Below are 13,334 nucleotides of genomic sequence, written 5' to 3'. Positions count from 1 at the left end.
GACCTGATCACGCACACGCTGCCGCTGGAGCGCATCAACGAAGGCTTCGACCTGATGAAGCGCGGCGAGTCGATCCGCTCGGTAGTGCTGTACTGAGGACGGCGCCGACATGGAACTGATCTCTCAACATGGCTGCCACGGCGGCGTGCAGCGCTTCTATCGCCATGACTCGGTGGCGATCGGGCTGCCGATGCGCTTCTCGGTCTACCTGCCGCCGCAGGCGCAGGCCGGCGCACGGGTGCCGGTGCTGTTCTACCTGGCCGGCCTGACCTGCACCGAAGAGACCTTCATGATCAAGGCCGGCGCGCAGCGGTTTGCCGCCGAGCACGGCCTGATGCTGGTGGCACCGGATACCAGCCCGCGCGGCGCGGGCCTGCCGGGCGAAGCGGATGCCTGGGACTTCGGCGTGGGGGCGGGTTTCTATGTCGATGCCACCGAGGCGCCATGGCACAAGCACTGGCGCATGGAGAGCTACGTCGCCGAAGAACTGTTCGAACTGGTGACCAGCGCATTGCCGGGCGATGCCGCGCGCGTCGGCATCTTCGGGCATTCGATGGGCGGGCACGGTGCGCTGGTGCTGGCGCAGCGCCATCCCCAGCGCTTCCGCTCGGTGTCGGCATTCGCGCCGATCGCCGCGCCGTCGCGCTGCCCGTGGGGCGAGAAGGCCTTTACCGGCTACCTCGGCAGCGACCGCGCCGCCTGGGCGCAGTATGACGCGAGCGAGCTGATGGCACGCCAGCCGGGTGCGCCGTTCCCGGCCGGCATCCTGGTCGACCAGGGCCTGGACGACCAGTTCCTGCAGAGCCAGCTGCATCCGGACGCATTCGCCGCGGCCTGCCAGGCCGTGGGCCAGCCGCTGACGCTGCGCCGGCACAGCGGCTACGACCACGGCTACTACTTCATCACCAGCTTTATCGCCGACCACATCCGGCACCACGCCACGCAGCTGTAGCCCCGCACTCAGCCTTCCGCCACGCGGCGGTAGGCCCCCGGGCGCGACCCGGTCCAGCGCCGGAAGGCCCGGTGGAACGCACCGGGCTCGGCAAAGCCGAGTTCGGCCGCGATATCGGCGACCGGGCGACCGGAATGGCTGAGCGCCTCGATCGCCAGGTCGCGCCGCAGCGCATCCTTCAGGTCCTGGTAGCTCACGCCCTCCTCCATCAGCCGGCGCCGCAATGACGAGGCCGACAGGTTCAGGCTGACAGCCAGGTCTTCGAAGGTCGGCCATTGATCCGGACGCTGGTTGCGCAGCAGCCGGCGCACGCGCGCACCCATGCTGCTGCGGTCCGAATACTTGACCACCACGTTGTGCGGCGCGTCGCGCAGGAACGCCTTCAGGCTGCGCTCGTCCTGGCGCACCGGCTGGTCCAGCAGCGCCGCGTCGAACACCAGCGCCGTGGCCGGCTGCGCGAATGCCAGCTGGCGCGAATACATGACGCGATACTCCGCGCTGTACGGCGGTTCGGCATAGGCGAACGCTGCCAGCCGCACCGGCACGCGCCGCCGCAGCAGCCAGCTCATCAGGCCATGCAGCATGATCAGCATGGTCTCCTGCGCAAACACGCCGGGCTGCCGCCCCAGGTGCGCGCCCGGTGCGGTCAGCACCAGCGCGGCCTCGTCGCCATGGCGCTCCAGCCGCACGCCGATATCGTCGAGCAGCAGCCGGAAGTACCGCGTGATGCGCTCCAGTGCCTGCGCCAGCGTGCGGCTGCCCGCCACCGCATGGCACAGCATGGCAAAACTGCCGCACTTCATGCTGCGCGAATCCTGGCCGAAGAACTCGTCATCCAGCGCCGCGGCCACGGCCAGCCACAGCTCGCTGTAGCTGGCCGCCGAAACCCGCGCCTGCGGCACGGCCAGCAGCGCCGGCGCAATCCCGGCGCTGCGCAACACCGGATCCGGGTCGATCCCGCGCGCGCGCAGCCCCGCAATGGCGTGGTGGACGAAACAGATGGCGACACTGCCTTTTTCCATGGCGCTGGCGGGTGGCAAACGAGTTCACGAAGATTGGCGGATTTTGGCATAGGAGCCGGCCCCGGGCGTTCCTACACTGCCCGCAGGTCAAACGCCGAGCGCGCATTCTGCCTGAGTTGCAGCGCGGCTCCAAACGCCAACCCAATCTGCCATGCACAGCGACTACACCGAAGAGCAAACCATGATCCGCGACAGCGCGCGCGCCTTTGCCACCGAACGGCTGGCCGGCGGCGCCGCGCAATGGGACCGCGACGGCCGCCTTCCCGACGAGGTCGTCGCCGAAATGGGCGCGCTGGGATTGCTGGGCATGATCGTGCCCGAAGAATGGGGCGGCACCTATACGGACTACGTCGCCTATGCGCTCGCCATCGAAGAGATTGCCGCCGGCTGCGCCGCCTGTGCGACCATGATGAGCGTGCACAACTCAGTCGGGTGCGGGCCGATCCTGCACTACGGCACCGATGCGCAGAAAGAGCGCTACCTGGCACGGCTGGCCAGCGGCGAGCTGATCGGCGCATTCTGCCTGACCGAACCGCAGGCCGGCTCCGAGGCGCACAACCTGCGCAGCCGCGCCCGCTTCACCGACAACGGCTGGGTGCTCAACGGCAGCAAGCAGTTCGTCACCAACGGCCAGCGCGCAGGCGTGGCGGTGGTGTTTGCCGCCACCGAACCGGAACGCGGCAAGAAAGGGATCTCGGCGTTCCTGGTGCCCACCGATACGCCGGGTTTTATCGTGCACGCGCCGGAAAAGAAGCTGGGCATCCGCGCCTCGGACACCTGCGCCATCACGCTGGAAGACTGCGTGGTCCCGCACGACGCGCTGCTGGGCGAGCCTGGCGAGGGCCTGCGCATTGCGCTGTCCAACCTGGAAGGCGGACGCATCGGCATCGCCGCGCAGGCGATCGGCATCGCGCGCTCGGCCTTCGAGGCCGCGTGCCGCTACGCCTCCGAACGCATCCAGTTCGGGCGCGCCCTGCGCGAGCATCCCCCCATCGCCAACATGCTGGCCGACATGGCCACCGAACTGAATGCCGCGCGGCTGCTGGTGCATCGCGCCGCACGCATGCGCAGCGACGGCGTGCCGTGCCTGTCCGAAGCCTCGCAGGCCAAGCTGTATGCGTCGGAACTGGCCGAGCGCGTGTGCTCCAAGGCGCTGCAGATCCACGGCGGCTATGGCTACCTTGAAGACTATCCGGTCGAGCGCCATTACCGCGACGCCCGCATTACCCAGATCTACGAAGGCACCAGCGAGATCCAGCGCATGCTGATCGCGCGCAGCCTCTGACCCCCTCTACTCCCCTCTTCCCCTGCACAACGACACCCTCCGGAGACAACCATGACTGCCGTGCCCAACACCGCCACCGCCGTGCCGACCGTACCGCTGCTGATCAACGGCGAATGGGTGGACTCGTCCGCCACCGAATTCCGCAACGTGGTCAACCCCGCGACGCAGCAGGTGCTGGCGCGCGTGCCGCTCGCCACCGCCAGCGAAGTCGCGGCAGCCGTGGGCGCCGCGCACCGCGCCTTTGCTACGTGGCGCCACACGCCGATCGGCGCGCGGCTGCGCGTCATGCTGCGCTTCCAGGCGCTGATCCGCGAACACAGCAAGCGCATCGCCGCGATCCTGACCGCCGAGCAGGGCAAGACCCTGGCCGATGCAGAAGGCGACATTTTCCGGGGGCTGGAGGTGGTCGAGCACGCATGCTCCATCGGCACGCTGCAGCAAGGCGGCTTTGCCGAGAACGTGGCCGCGACCGTCGATACCTACACGCTGCAGCAGCCGATCGGCGTCTGCGCCGGCATTACCCCGTTCAACTTCCCGGCGATGATCCCGCTGTGGATGTTCCCGATGGCGATCGTCTGCGGCAATACCTTCGTGCTCAAGCCGTCGGAGCAGGATCCGCTGTCGACCATGGAGCTGGTCAAGCTGGCGCTTGAAGCCGGCGTGCCGCCGGGCGTGCTGAACGTGGTGCACGGCGCCAAGGACGTGGTCGACGCGCTGTGCACCCACCCGGACATCAAGGCGGTGTCGTTCGTCGGCTCCACCGCCGTCGGCACCCACGTCTACAACCTCGCCGGCGCGCACGGCAAGCGCGTGCAGTCGATGATGGGCGCCAAGAACCACGCGGTGGTGCTGCCCGACGCGCACAAGGAGCAGACCCTGAATGCGCTGGCGGGCGCCGGCTTCGGCGCGGCCGGCCAGCGCTGCATGGCCACGTCCGTGGTGGTGCTGGTGGGCGCGGCGCGTGACTGGGTGCCCGACCTGGTGGCGCGCGCCAAGACCCTAAAGGTCGGTGCCGGCGCCGAGCCCGGCACCGATGTCGGCCCGGTGGTTTCGGTCGCGGCAAAGGAGCGCATCCTCGGCCTGATCGCCGCCGGCGAGCGCGAAGGCGCCACGCTGGTGCTGGACGGTCGCGGCGTGGAAGTCCCGGGATATCCGCAGGGCAACTTCATCGGCCCGACCATCTTCACCGACGTGAAGACCGACATGTCGATCTACACGGAAGAGATCTTCGGACCGGTGCTGGTGGTGATCGGCGTCGACACGCTGGACGACGCCATCGCGCTGGTCAACCGCAACCCGTTCGGCAACGGCACCGGTGTGTTCACGCAGAGCGGCGCCGCGGCGCGCAAGTTCCAGAGCGAGATCGACGTCGGCCAGGTTGGCATCAACATTCCCATCCCGGTGCCGGTGCCCTACTTCAGCTTCACGGGCTCGCGCGGCTCCAAGCTGGGCGACCTGGGGCCGTACGGCAAGCAGGTGGTGCAGTTCTACACGCAGACCAAGACGGTGACGGCGCGCTGGTTTGACGACGCCACGGTGAATGATGGGGTGAATACGACGATCAGCTTGAAGTAAGCGCTGAGATGTAATGAGTGGCTGGCAGCATTCTCGCCTCCCGCCGGTTTTCTCCCCTCTCCCGCCTGCGGGAGAGGGCCCGGGGGTGAGGGCCGGCGCATGCGGTACCGCAACCTGAGCGCAAACCCACCGCATGCGAAGGCCCGTTGGCATCGAACTCACGCTGTAGCCATTGACACCCCCGCCCTCACCCCCGCCCCTCTCCCGCAAGCGGGAGAGGGGAGAAAACACGCGGGACGCGAACAACCGTAGCAAGGAGACACCCCATGCATATCGCCTTCATCGGCCTGGGCAACATGGGCGCGCCCATGGCGCGCAACCTGCTCAAGGCCGGTCACACGCTGACCGTATTCGACCTGAACGCCGCCGCGGTGGCATCGCTGTGCGCCGAGGGCGCCGGCAGCGCCGACTCGGCGCGCAAGGCCGTGGCCGAGGCGGATTTCGTCATCACCATGCTGCCGGCGGCCGCGCATGTGCGCAGCGCCTACCTCGGCGAAGACGGCGTGCTGGCCGGGGTGCGGCCCGGCGTGCCGCTGGTCGATTCCAGCACCATCGACCCCGCCACCGTGCGCGAACTGGCTGCCGCGGCGCAGGCCCACGGCAATGCGCTGGCCGATGCGCCGGTGTCCGGCGGCACCGTCGGCGCGCAGGCCGGCACGCTGACCTTCATGGTCGGCGCCAGCGAGGCGCTGTTCGCGCAGGTGCGCCCCGTGCTGGCCGGCATGGGCCGCAACCTGGTCCATTGCGGCGGCACCGGCACCGGCCAGGTCGCCAAGATCTGCAATAACCTGATCCTGGGCATCTCCATGATCGGCGTCTCCGAGGCGATGGCGCTGGGCGTCAAGCTCGGCATCGATGCCAATGTGCTGGCGGGCATCGTCAATACCTCCACCGGCCGCTGCTGGGCTTCCGATACCTGCAACCCATGGCCCGGCGTGATCGAAACCGCTCCGGCCGGCCGCGGCTACAGCGGCGGCTTTGGCGCCGACCTGATGCTCAAGGACCTGGGCCTGGCCAATGACGCCGCGCGCAGCGTGAAGCAGCCGCTGTTCCTGGGCGCGCTGGCGCAGCAGGTCTACCAGGCGGTAAGCCATGCCGGCGATGGCCATCTCGACTTTTCCGGCGTGATCCGCCAGTACCAGTCCGCCGCGGACAAGGAGAGCCAGCAATGATCGAGTTTGCCCTGCACGGCCACGTCGCCACGCTGACGCTGAGCCGCCCGCCCGCCAACGCGTTCACCGCCGAAGGCCTGCAACAGTTGCGCGAGCTGGTGGCAAGGATCGATGGCAACCCGGAAGTCCGCGCGGTGGTCGTCACCGGAGCCGGCGAGAAATTCTTCAGCGCCGGCGCCGACCTGAACGGCTTTGCCGATGGCGACCGCGCCCACGCGCGCGCGATGGCGCAGCAGTTCGGCAGCGCTTTCGAGGCCCTGCAGAACGCGCGGCCGGTGGTGATTGCCGCGATCAACGGCTATGCCATGGGCGGCGGGCTGGAATGCGCGCTGGCCTGCGATATCCGCATCGCCGAGGAACAGGCACAGATGGCGCTGCCTGAAGCCGCCGTAGGGCTGCTGCCGTGCGGCTGCGGCACCCAGACGCTGCCGTGGCTGGTAGGCGAAGGCTGGGCCAAGCGCATGATCCTGACCAACGAGCGGGTCGACGCGGCCACCGCGCTGCGCATCGGGCTGGTGGAGGAAGTCGTGCCACGCGGCCAGGCCCTTGCCACCGCGCTGGCGATGGCCGAACGCGCCTGCAACGTCAGCCCGCGTGCCGCCGCGCACAGCAAGCGGCTGGTACACCTGGCGCGCCAGGGGGTGCCGCGCCAGGCCGCGCTGGCGCTGGAGCGCGAGCGCTTTGTCGACCTGTTCGACGATGCCGACCAGCGCGAAGGCGTCAACGCCTTCCTCGAGAAACGCGCGCCGCAATGGCGCAACGCCTAGGAGCGCGCCATGCGCCTGACCGAAGAAACCAAGGCTGCCAACCTGGATGTGGCCGAGCCCGAGGTGCTGTTCCAGGTGGTCAACGGCGTCGGCATCGCCACGCTGAACCGGCCGCGCCAGCTCAATGCCTTGTCGTACCCGATGATCGTTGCGCTGGGTGCGCAGGTCGATGCCTGGGCCAACGATGATGCCATCCGCGCGGTGGTGCTGCGGGGCGCGGGCCCAAAGGCCTTCTGCGCCGGAGGCGATATCCGCGCGCTGACGGACAGCTACCGCGACGGCACGCCGCTGCACCGGCGCTTCTTTATCGACGAATACACGCTGGACTACCGCCTGCACTGCTATCCCAAGCCACTGGTGGCGCTGATGGACGGCATCGTCATGGGCGGCGGCATGGGGCTGGCACAGGCCGCGCACCTGCGCCTGGTGACCGAGCGCTCGCGCGTGGCCATGCCCGAGACCGGCATCGGCCTGGTGCCGGATGTGGGGGCCAGCCACTTCCTGTCGAAGCTGCCGCTGCCGCTGGCGCTCTACCTGGGCCTGACCGGTGTGAGCATCGGCGCGGCCGACGCCTTGCTGTGCGGACTGGCCGATGCGGCGGTGGACAGCGCCACGCTGGCCGGGCTGGAGCAAACCCTTGCCGGCATCGAATGGGGCCATGACACGCTCGCGGACCTGCGCCGTGCGCTGGTGCGCGAGTCCGTTGCCAGCGCCGCCGAAGCACCGCTGCTGCAAGTGCTGCCGGCCCTGCTGCAGCATTTCACGGGGCACGCCACGCTGCCGGAGATCCTGGCCGGCCTGGCTTGCCAGGACGACCCCGCCTACACCGCATGGGCCACCCGTACCATCGACGTGCTGCGCACCCGCTCGCCGCTGTCCGCGTGCGCCACGCGCGAACTGCTGCTGCGCGGGCGCAGGATGGACCTGGCCGACTGCTTCCGCATGGAACTGGCGGTGGTGGTCAACACCTTCGCGCAAGGCGATTTCGTCGAGGGTGTACGCGCGCTGATCGTCGACAAGGACAACGCCCCGCGCTGGCGCGTCACCAGCTATGACGCGGTCGACGATGCCCAGGTCCAGGCGCTGTTCCGCCCGTGGTGGGCGCCGGGCGAGCAGCCGCTGGCCCTGCACCGCTGAGCGGATGCGCTGCCGTGAGCCTCGACGCGCTGCTGGCGCGCAGCCCCTGGGCCGCGGCACTGACACCGGAGCAACGCGACCGCGTGCGCGCCGAGGTGCGCGAGCGCGCGGTGCCGCAAGGCGCTTATGTCATCCGCAAGGGCGACCGGGCCGACAGCTGGCTGGGCGTCGCCGAAGGCCTGGTCAAGGTGCATTGCGCCTCGCCGTCCGGCAAGCGTGCCACGCTGACTGGCGTGCCGGCCGGCGGCTGGCTCGGCGAGGGTTCGCTGCTCAAGCGCGAGGCGCTGCGCTATGACGTGGTCTCGCTGCGCGATTCCCGCATCGCCTGCATGCCCGGTGCCACGTTCCGCTGGCTGCAGGAGACCAGCCTGCCCTTCAACCGCTACCTGCTCGACCAGCTCAACGAACGGCTCGGCCTGTTTATCGCCACCGTCGAGCATGAACGGCTGCATGGCATCGAGGGCCGCGTCGCGCGGGCGCTGGCGACGCTGTTCAATCCGGTGCTGTGCCCGGGTCTGGGTCCGGCGCTGCATCTGACGCAGGAGGAAGTGGGCCTGCTGGCCGGGATTTCGCGCCAGCGGGCCAATGCCGCGCTCAAGGTGCTGGAGGCCGAAGGCTTGCTGGCGGTCGAGCACGGCGCCGTGCATGTGCTCGACCTGGACGCGCTGCGTCGCTACTGAAAGCCGCGCCGAATCACGGCTGTGCCGCCGTCGCCGGCTTTACCAGCCCGTCCGCGCGGAACATCGCCTTGATGCCACGCACCGCCTGCCGGATGCGCGATTCATTTTCGATCAGCGCAAAGCGCACATACTCGTCGCCATAGTCGCCAAAACCGATGCCCGGCGACACCGATACCTTGGCCTTGGCCAGCAACTGCTTCGAGAACTCCAGCGAGCCCAGCGCGCGGTACGGCTCGGGAATCCGCGCCCAGATATACATCGAGGCCTTCGGAATCTCGACCGGCCAGCCGGCCTCGATCAACCCGCGCGCCAGCACGTCGCGGCGCGACTGGTATTGCGCGGCGATCTCGCTCACGCATTGCTGGTCGCCCTCGAGCGCGGCAATGGCCGCGATCTGCAGCGGCGTGAAGGTGCCGTAGTCGTGATAGCTCTTGATGCGCGTCAGCGCCGCCACCAGGTCCGCGTTGCCGACCATGAAGCCCACGCGCCACCCCGCCATGTTGTAGCTCTTGGACAGCGTGAAAAACTCCACCGCGATGTCCTTGGCGCCCGGCACCTGCATGATCGACGGTGCCTTCCAGCCATCGAAGACGATATCCGCGTACGCCAGGTCGTGCACCACAAAGATATCGTGCTTGCGCGCCAGCGCGATCACCCGCTCGAAGAAGTCCAGCTCCACGCATTGCGCCGTCGGGTTGGACGGGAATCCCAGCACGATCATCTTGGGCTTGGGATAGCTGCCGCGGATGGCGCGCTCCAGCTCGGCAAAGAAGTCGATGCCAGGCACCAGCGGCACCGAGCGGATATCGGCCCCGGCAATCACCGCGCCATAGATGTGGATCGGATAGCTGGGATCGGGCACCAGCACGGTGTCGCCGCGATCCAGCGTGGCCAGCATCAGGTGCGCGAGGCCTTCCTTGGAACCGATGGTGACGATGGCCTCGGTGTCCGCATCGATGTCGACGTCATAGCGCTGGCGATACCAGTGCGAGATCGCGCGGCGCAGTCGGGGAATGCCCTTGGATGCCGAATAGCCGTGCGTGTCGGGCCGCTGCGCCGCTTCGGTGAGCTTGGCCACGATATGCGCCGGCGTGGCGCCATCGGGATTGCCCATGCTCATGTCGATGATGTCCTCGCCTCGGCGGCGGGCGGCCATCTTCAGCTCGGCGGTGATATTGAAAACGTACGGGGGGAGGCGATCGATGCGCGCAAAGCGGCGCTTGCCGGAGGAAGCGGCAGTCATGAGGGAGTCCTTTACGTAAGCGCCCGGAACCGTCCGAGCGACGTCGGCAAACTTTGTCTCGTCTGCCGGGGACTCATGTTAGCGGGGATGCAAAGATTGCACAACGGCCATGTGCAGATTGCCTAGAGCCTGCCGCCCGGCAGACCGGTCGGCCGGTTCGCGGGCAGATGGCGCACGATGCAGTCCAGCGCGGGGGAATCGGAGCGCCCACCCAGCGCCGCACTGACCGAATCGCGGTACTGCTGCGCGGAGATGCGCTGGTAGTACAGGCGCGAGGTCTGGTCCAGCCAGTAGACGTAGTCGTCGTCGCCGCGACTGCCGCTGGCGCGCAGCCACTCGCTGACATTGTTCGTCCCGACGATCATGTTCGGGCACGCGGTCTTCAGCGAATCGAGATAAGCATTGAAGTCGGTGGCCTGGCGGTTGCGCACGGCGTCCGGCGCACAGGCGGCGAGCAGCGCTATGGATGCCGCCGCGGCGCCCGCAGCGCGCAACGGTTTGGATGCAGTCAGCACGGCAGTCCCCTCAGGCAGTAGCGATGCCTGCCATCTTATGGCAACACATCGCCCGCGTACACCGGGCCGCCCGCGTTGCTCAGTCGTCCAGCGTCTCGTGGACCGCCGACGCCCCGCGCTTCCAGTAGGCCGACGCGCGGATGCGCCTCTTGTCGATGCCGCGTTCCGTGACCAGGTACTGGCGCACGGCCTTCATCGCCGCGCCCTCGCCGGCAGCCCACACATAGCCCTCGCCGCGCGGCAGCGACAGCTTGCGCAGCGCGCCTTCCAGCAGGCTGCCTTCGGGCGCATCGCCGCGATGCAGCCAGTGCACGTCCGCCTTCGCGGCGCTCGGCAGCGGGATCTGCGCGGCGGCATCGCCCACTTCCACCACCACCATGGCATGGGTGCCGGCGCCCAGCTCTTCCAGCCTTCGCGCAATCGCCGGCAGCGCCGTATCGTCACCGACCAGCAGGTGCCAGTCGAACCCCGTCGGCACCACGAACGAGCCGCGCGGCCCGCCCACGCCCAGGTACTGGCCCGGCCGCGCCTGTGCCGCCCACGTCGACGCGGGGCCATCGCCATGCAGCACGAATTCCAGGTCCAGCTCCTGCTTCGCGGCATCGTAGCGGCGCGGCGTATAGTCGCGTGCCGCCGGGCGCGGCTGGCCCTCGGGGAACACGATGCCGTCCGCGGTGACCTGCGGCAGCACCGGCTTGTCATCGCCGGCAGCCGGGAAAAACACCTTGACGTGATCGTCGAACGACGCCGAGACAAAGTCCTGCAGGTCGGCGCCGCCCAGCGTCACGCGCAGCAGTTGCGGCGACACCGGCGTGGTGCGCAGCACCTGCAGCAGGCGCATCTTCAGCGGATGGCGCACGCGCTCGACGGTCAGGTTGCGTGCGGGTTCAGTAGCGTTGGTCGTCATATCGGAATTCCTTGTCTGCGCGCCCCGCGCCTGCCGGGCACGATTGCCGAAGGCCGATGCCAGGGTCAGCGCCATGGTTCAGGCCCGCGGGCCCGCTTCGATCTCTGCCGCCGCGCGCGCCATGATCGCGGCAATGCGGCGCTGCTCGTCGGCATTGGCTTCACTGCGCATCACCAGCGCCTGCTTCAGCGCGGCGCGTGCCTGCATCAGCTCGGGCAGCCAGCCGCCCTGCTCCGGCTCGGGCTGCTGCTCGCCACGCATCGCCCGGCGCATCCACTCCATCTTGCGCGCCACATGGCGCAGCCGCGCCACCATCACGTCGACCCGCTCGCGATTGGCCGCCAGATGCGCCTTGCCGGTCTCCGACAACTGGTAGCGCTTCTTGTTGCCTTCGGTGTCGACGGTGGCATAGCCGACTTCTTCCAGGTACGTCAACGCGGGATAGACCACGCCGGGGCTGGGCTTGTAGAAGCCGTTGGTGCGCGTTTCCAGCGCCTTGATCAGTTCGTAGCCGTGACTGGGTTTTTCCTCCAGCAACGACAGCAGCAGCAACTGCAGGTCGTCGGCGCTGAACTTGCGCCCGCGGCGCCAGCCTTCCTCGTCGAAGCCGCCGGGACCTCCAGGACCGAAGGCGTCATCGTCGCGACCGCCCCAGAAGCTGCCATGGCCGCGGCCCATGGCGTGATGAGCTACGTGCGGGGCAAGGCGCATCATGAGATGGCGAGCCCGGCCGAGGAACTCCGGATAGGGACCGAAGCCGCGGTGATGCGGGGGATGGTGATGCATGAGGCTCTCCTTTATGTCGCTAGACATATCTTACGATATATATCGTACGAGCTAAAGTCAAGGCTGGCCGATTTCCTGCTCAACTCGCCGCGTGGACTGCCGTGCGTGCGCTGGCGTACCAACCCGGGTTGTCTATCGTCCTGCCGCTTTCCAACATTCATTTAACGCCAAGCATCGCGACAGACGGTGCAGCGGCCGGCACGACAGTGAACAACAACAGGCCAACCGGGGGACGAAGATGGACGCCAGGATTCAGCGCAGGCTGGGGGCCTGCATCGGCGCCATGATGCTGGCGCCAGCGGGAGCGGCGTTCGGCGCCATGGAGGATGCGCTGCTTAGCGCGGAACCGGTGGGGGCGGCGGCGCGGGGCTATTACGCCGAACCGGCGTACGACATGGGCACCCATTACCAGGGCGGCCATCTGCGGCTCGGCTACAAGCTGTCGCCAGACTGGTCGCTCGAAGCAGGCTACTGGCGCCGCCACCTAAGCCACGGCGACGACTCCGCCGGCATCGACAGCTGGCTGGCGTCGACCAGCTATGGCCTGATCACGACGCCGGACGCCGGCCGCAAGCTTACGCTGCGCCTGTCGGCCTGGGGCAACTACACCGGCAGCCTGCGCAAATCCGGCGCAATGCCGGGCAGCAAGCTCGACGACTACAGCATCGCCCATCCTAACGACACGCAGGTGCAGGCCGACCTGATCTACACCGGTCGGCCCTGGCCCGGCCACGCGCTGACCGGCTTCCTCAGCGGCGGCTATAGCTGGGTCCGGGCCGGCGATATCCAGGGCACGCTCAAGCAAGGCTCCTGCCTGTACAACGTCAGGGTCGGTGCCGACAACATGGCGACTGGAACGCTGGCGGCGCCATGCCGCATGGGGCGCGCCACCGTCTCTAGCGGCGGCTTCCGCCTCAATGCCGCCGATGTCGGCGTCGACGCCGGCAGCAGTTTCAATGACAGCGGCGCATTCGTCGGCGCGGGCGGCTCATGGCGCTGGGGCCTGGGCGCATGGAGCCTGACCGCGGGCTACCACGTCCAGTACTTCTTCCGCGAACTGGACAACCGCTACATGGCCTATGGCTCGGCCAAGGCCCAGTTCAACCAAACCGTGCTGCTGCAGGCGTCTTACACGATCAACCGGCACGTCGACGTGTTCGTGCGCGGACAAGGGGCGCAGAACAGCCTGATGGGCTATGTGCCGATGCTGTACAACCCGGTCACCGCAAGCCGGCTTGACCGGACCTATGGGTTGTTCTCGATCGGCTTGCGGATCAGCGGGTTCTAGCCGCC

The 13,334-nt window shown here is 68.4% G+C and carries 13 protein-coding genes and 1 pseudogene; 9 read left to right on the top strand and 5 right to left on the bottom strand.

Annotation, left to right across the window (positions count from 1 at the left end):
* Positions 1 to 96 (top strand): annotated as a pseudogene (locus U9J39_RS12625) (zinc-binding dehydrogenase); the annotation flags it as partial.
* Between the two features lie 13 nt (positions 97 to 109).
* Entirely contained in the window at positions 110 to 952 is an 843-nt protein-coding gene (fghA, locus tag U9J39_RS12620) for an S-formylglutathione hydrolase (protein ID WP_326347193.1), read from the top strand.
* Between the two features lie 8 nt (positions 953 to 960).
* On the opposite strand, the gene U9J39_RS12615 is transcribed toward fghA, so the two are convergent.
* Complete coding sequence (locus tag U9J39_RS12615) at positions 961 to 1,974, bottom strand: AraC family transcriptional regulator (RefSeq protein ID WP_116314346.1); 1,014 nt, start codon at positions 1,972 to 1,974, stop codon at positions 961 to 963.
* 151 nt (positions 1,975 to 2,125) lie between these two features.
* Between U9J39_RS12615 and U9J39_RS12610 the strand changes: the two genes are divergently transcribed.
* The 6 genes from U9J39_RS12610 (at position 2,126) to U9J39_RS12585 (ending at position 8,590) form a co-directional block, all read left to right on the top strand.
* Positions 2,126 to 3,259 (top strand): acyl-CoA dehydrogenase family protein, encoded by a 1,134-nt coding sequence (locus U9J39_RS12610; protein WP_326347192.1) that lies wholly within the window; start codon positions 2,126 to 2,128, stop codon positions 3,257 to 3,259.
* 51 nt (positions 3,260 to 3,310) lie between these two features.
* Positions 3,311 to 4,834, top strand: a complete 1,524-nt coding sequence (locus U9J39_RS12605; protein WP_115683051.1) for a CoA-acylating methylmalonate-semialdehyde dehydrogenase — start codon at positions 3,311 to 3,313, stop codon at positions 4,832 to 4,834.
* 266 nt (positions 4,835 to 5,100) lie between these two features.
* A complete protein-coding gene (mmsB, locus tag U9J39_RS12600) occupies positions 5,101 to 6,006 on the top strand; it encodes a 3-hydroxyisobutyrate dehydrogenase (RefSeq protein ID WP_115713361.1) in 906 nt (301 codons plus the stop codon).
* Positions 6,003 to 6,773 (top strand): enoyl-CoA hydratase, encoded by a 771-nt coding sequence (locus U9J39_RS12595; RefSeq protein WP_326347191.1) that lies wholly within the window; start codon positions 6,003 to 6,005, stop codon positions 6,771 to 6,773. Before mmsB ends, U9J39_RS12595 begins: the two co-directional genes overlap by 4 nt.
* A 9-nt stretch (positions 6,774 to 6,782) precedes the next feature.
* Positions 6,783 to 7,910, top strand: coding sequence for an enoyl-CoA hydratase/isomerase family protein (locus tag U9J39_RS12590; protein ID WP_326347190.1), 1,128 nt, complete (start codon positions 6,783 to 6,785; stop codon positions 7,908 to 7,910).
* A 14-nt stretch (positions 7,911 to 7,924) separates the two neighbouring features.
* Positions 7,925 to 8,590, top strand: a complete 666-nt coding sequence (locus U9J39_RS12585; RefSeq protein WP_326347189.1) for a Crp/Fnr family transcriptional regulator — start codon at positions 7,925 to 7,927, stop codon at positions 8,588 to 8,590.
* 13 nt (positions 8,591 to 8,603) lie between these two features.
* Here the strand turns inward: U9J39_RS12585 and alaC are convergent, their stop codons facing one another.
* The 4 genes from alaC to U9J39_RS12565 form a co-directional block, all read right to left on the bottom strand.
* Positions 8,604 to 9,833, bottom strand: coding sequence for an alanine transaminase (gene alaC / locus U9J39_RS12580; RefSeq protein ID WP_115713365.1), 1,230 nt, complete (start codon positions 9,831 to 9,833; stop codon positions 8,604 to 8,606).
* A 122-nt stretch (positions 9,834 to 9,955) separates the two neighbouring features.
* Complete coding sequence (locus U9J39_RS12575; protein ID WP_115683057.1) at positions 9,956 to 10,348, bottom strand: hypothetical protein; 393 nt, start codon at positions 10,346 to 10,348, stop codon at positions 9,956 to 9,958.
* Between the two features lie 79 nt (positions 10,349 to 10,427).
* Positions 10,428 to 11,255 carry a siderophore-interacting protein gene (locus tag U9J39_RS12570; protein ID WP_326347188.1) on the bottom strand — a complete coding sequence of 276 codons (828 nt, stop codon included), beginning with the start codon at positions 11,253 to 11,255 and terminating at the stop codon, positions 10,428 to 10,430.
* Between the two features lie 78 nt (positions 11,256 to 11,333).
* Entirely contained in the window at positions 11,334 to 12,041 is a 708-nt protein-coding gene (locus tag U9J39_RS12565; RefSeq protein WP_326347187.1) for a PadR family transcriptional regulator, read from the bottom strand.
* Positions 12,042 to 12,279: 238 nt separating this feature from the next.
* Between U9J39_RS12565 and U9J39_RS12560 the strand changes: the two genes are divergently transcribed.
* On the top strand, positions 12,280 to 13,329 hold the full coding sequence (locus tag U9J39_RS12560) for a hypothetical protein (protein WP_326347186.1): 1,050 nt from the start codon (positions 12,280 to 12,282) through the stop codon (positions 13,327 to 13,329).
* Positions 13,330 to 13,334: the final 5 nt, after the last annotated feature.

The sequence above is a fragment of the Cupriavidus sp. SS-3 genome (genome assembly GCF_035818815.1).
Classification (GTDB): Bacteria; Pseudomonadota; Gammaproteobacteria; order Burkholderiales; family Burkholderiaceae; genus Cupriavidus; species Cupriavidus taiwanensis_C.
The sequence above is the reverse complement of the archived record's forward strand: the minus strand, read 5'-3'. Positions and strand labels throughout refer to the sequence as shown.

Excerpts from the sequence above, each read along its gene's own strand:
- U9J39_RS12590 (WP_326347190.1), top strand. The coding sequence starts at position 6,783 with ATGCGCCTGACCGAAGAAACCAAGGCTGCCAACCTGGATGTGGCCGAG.
- mmsB (WP_115713361.1), top strand. The coding sequence starts at position 5,101 with ATGCATATCGCCTTCATCGGCCTGGGCAACATGGGCGCGCCCATGGCG.
- U9J39_RS12560 (WP_326347186.1), top strand. The coding sequence starts at position 12,280 with ATGGACGCCAGGATTCAGCGCAGGCTGGGGGCCTGCATCGGCGCCATG.
- alaC (WP_115713365.1), bottom strand. The coding sequence starts at position 9,833 with ATGACTGCCGCTTCCTCCGGCAAGCGCCGCTTTGCGCGCATCGATCGC.
- U9J39_RS12610 (WP_326347192.1), top strand. The coding sequence starts at position 2,126 with ATGCACAGCGACTACACCGAAGAGCAAACCATGATCCGCGACAGCGCG.
- fghA (WP_326347193.1), top strand. The coding sequence starts at position 110 with ATGGAACTGATCTCTCAACATGGCTGCCACGGCGGCGTGCAGCGCTTC.
- U9J39_RS12615 (WP_116314346.1), bottom strand. The coding sequence starts at position 1,974 with ATGGAAAAAGGCAGTGTCGCCATCTGTTTCGTCCACCACGCCATTGCG.
- U9J39_RS12595 (WP_326347191.1), top strand. The coding sequence starts at position 6,003 with ATGATCGAGTTTGCCCTGCACGGCCACGTCGCCACGCTGACGCTGAGC.
- U9J39_RS12570 (WP_326347188.1), bottom strand. The coding sequence starts at position 11,255 with ATGACGACCAACGCTACTGAACCCGCACGCAACCTGACCGTCGAGCGC.
- U9J39_RS12605 (WP_115683051.1), top strand. The coding sequence starts at position 3,311 with ATGACTGCCGTGCCCAACACCGCCACCGCCGTGCCGACCGTACCGCTG.
- U9J39_RS12565 (WP_326347187.1), bottom strand. The coding sequence starts at position 12,041 with ATGCATCACCATCCCCCGCATCACCGCGGCTTCGGTCCCTATCCGGAG.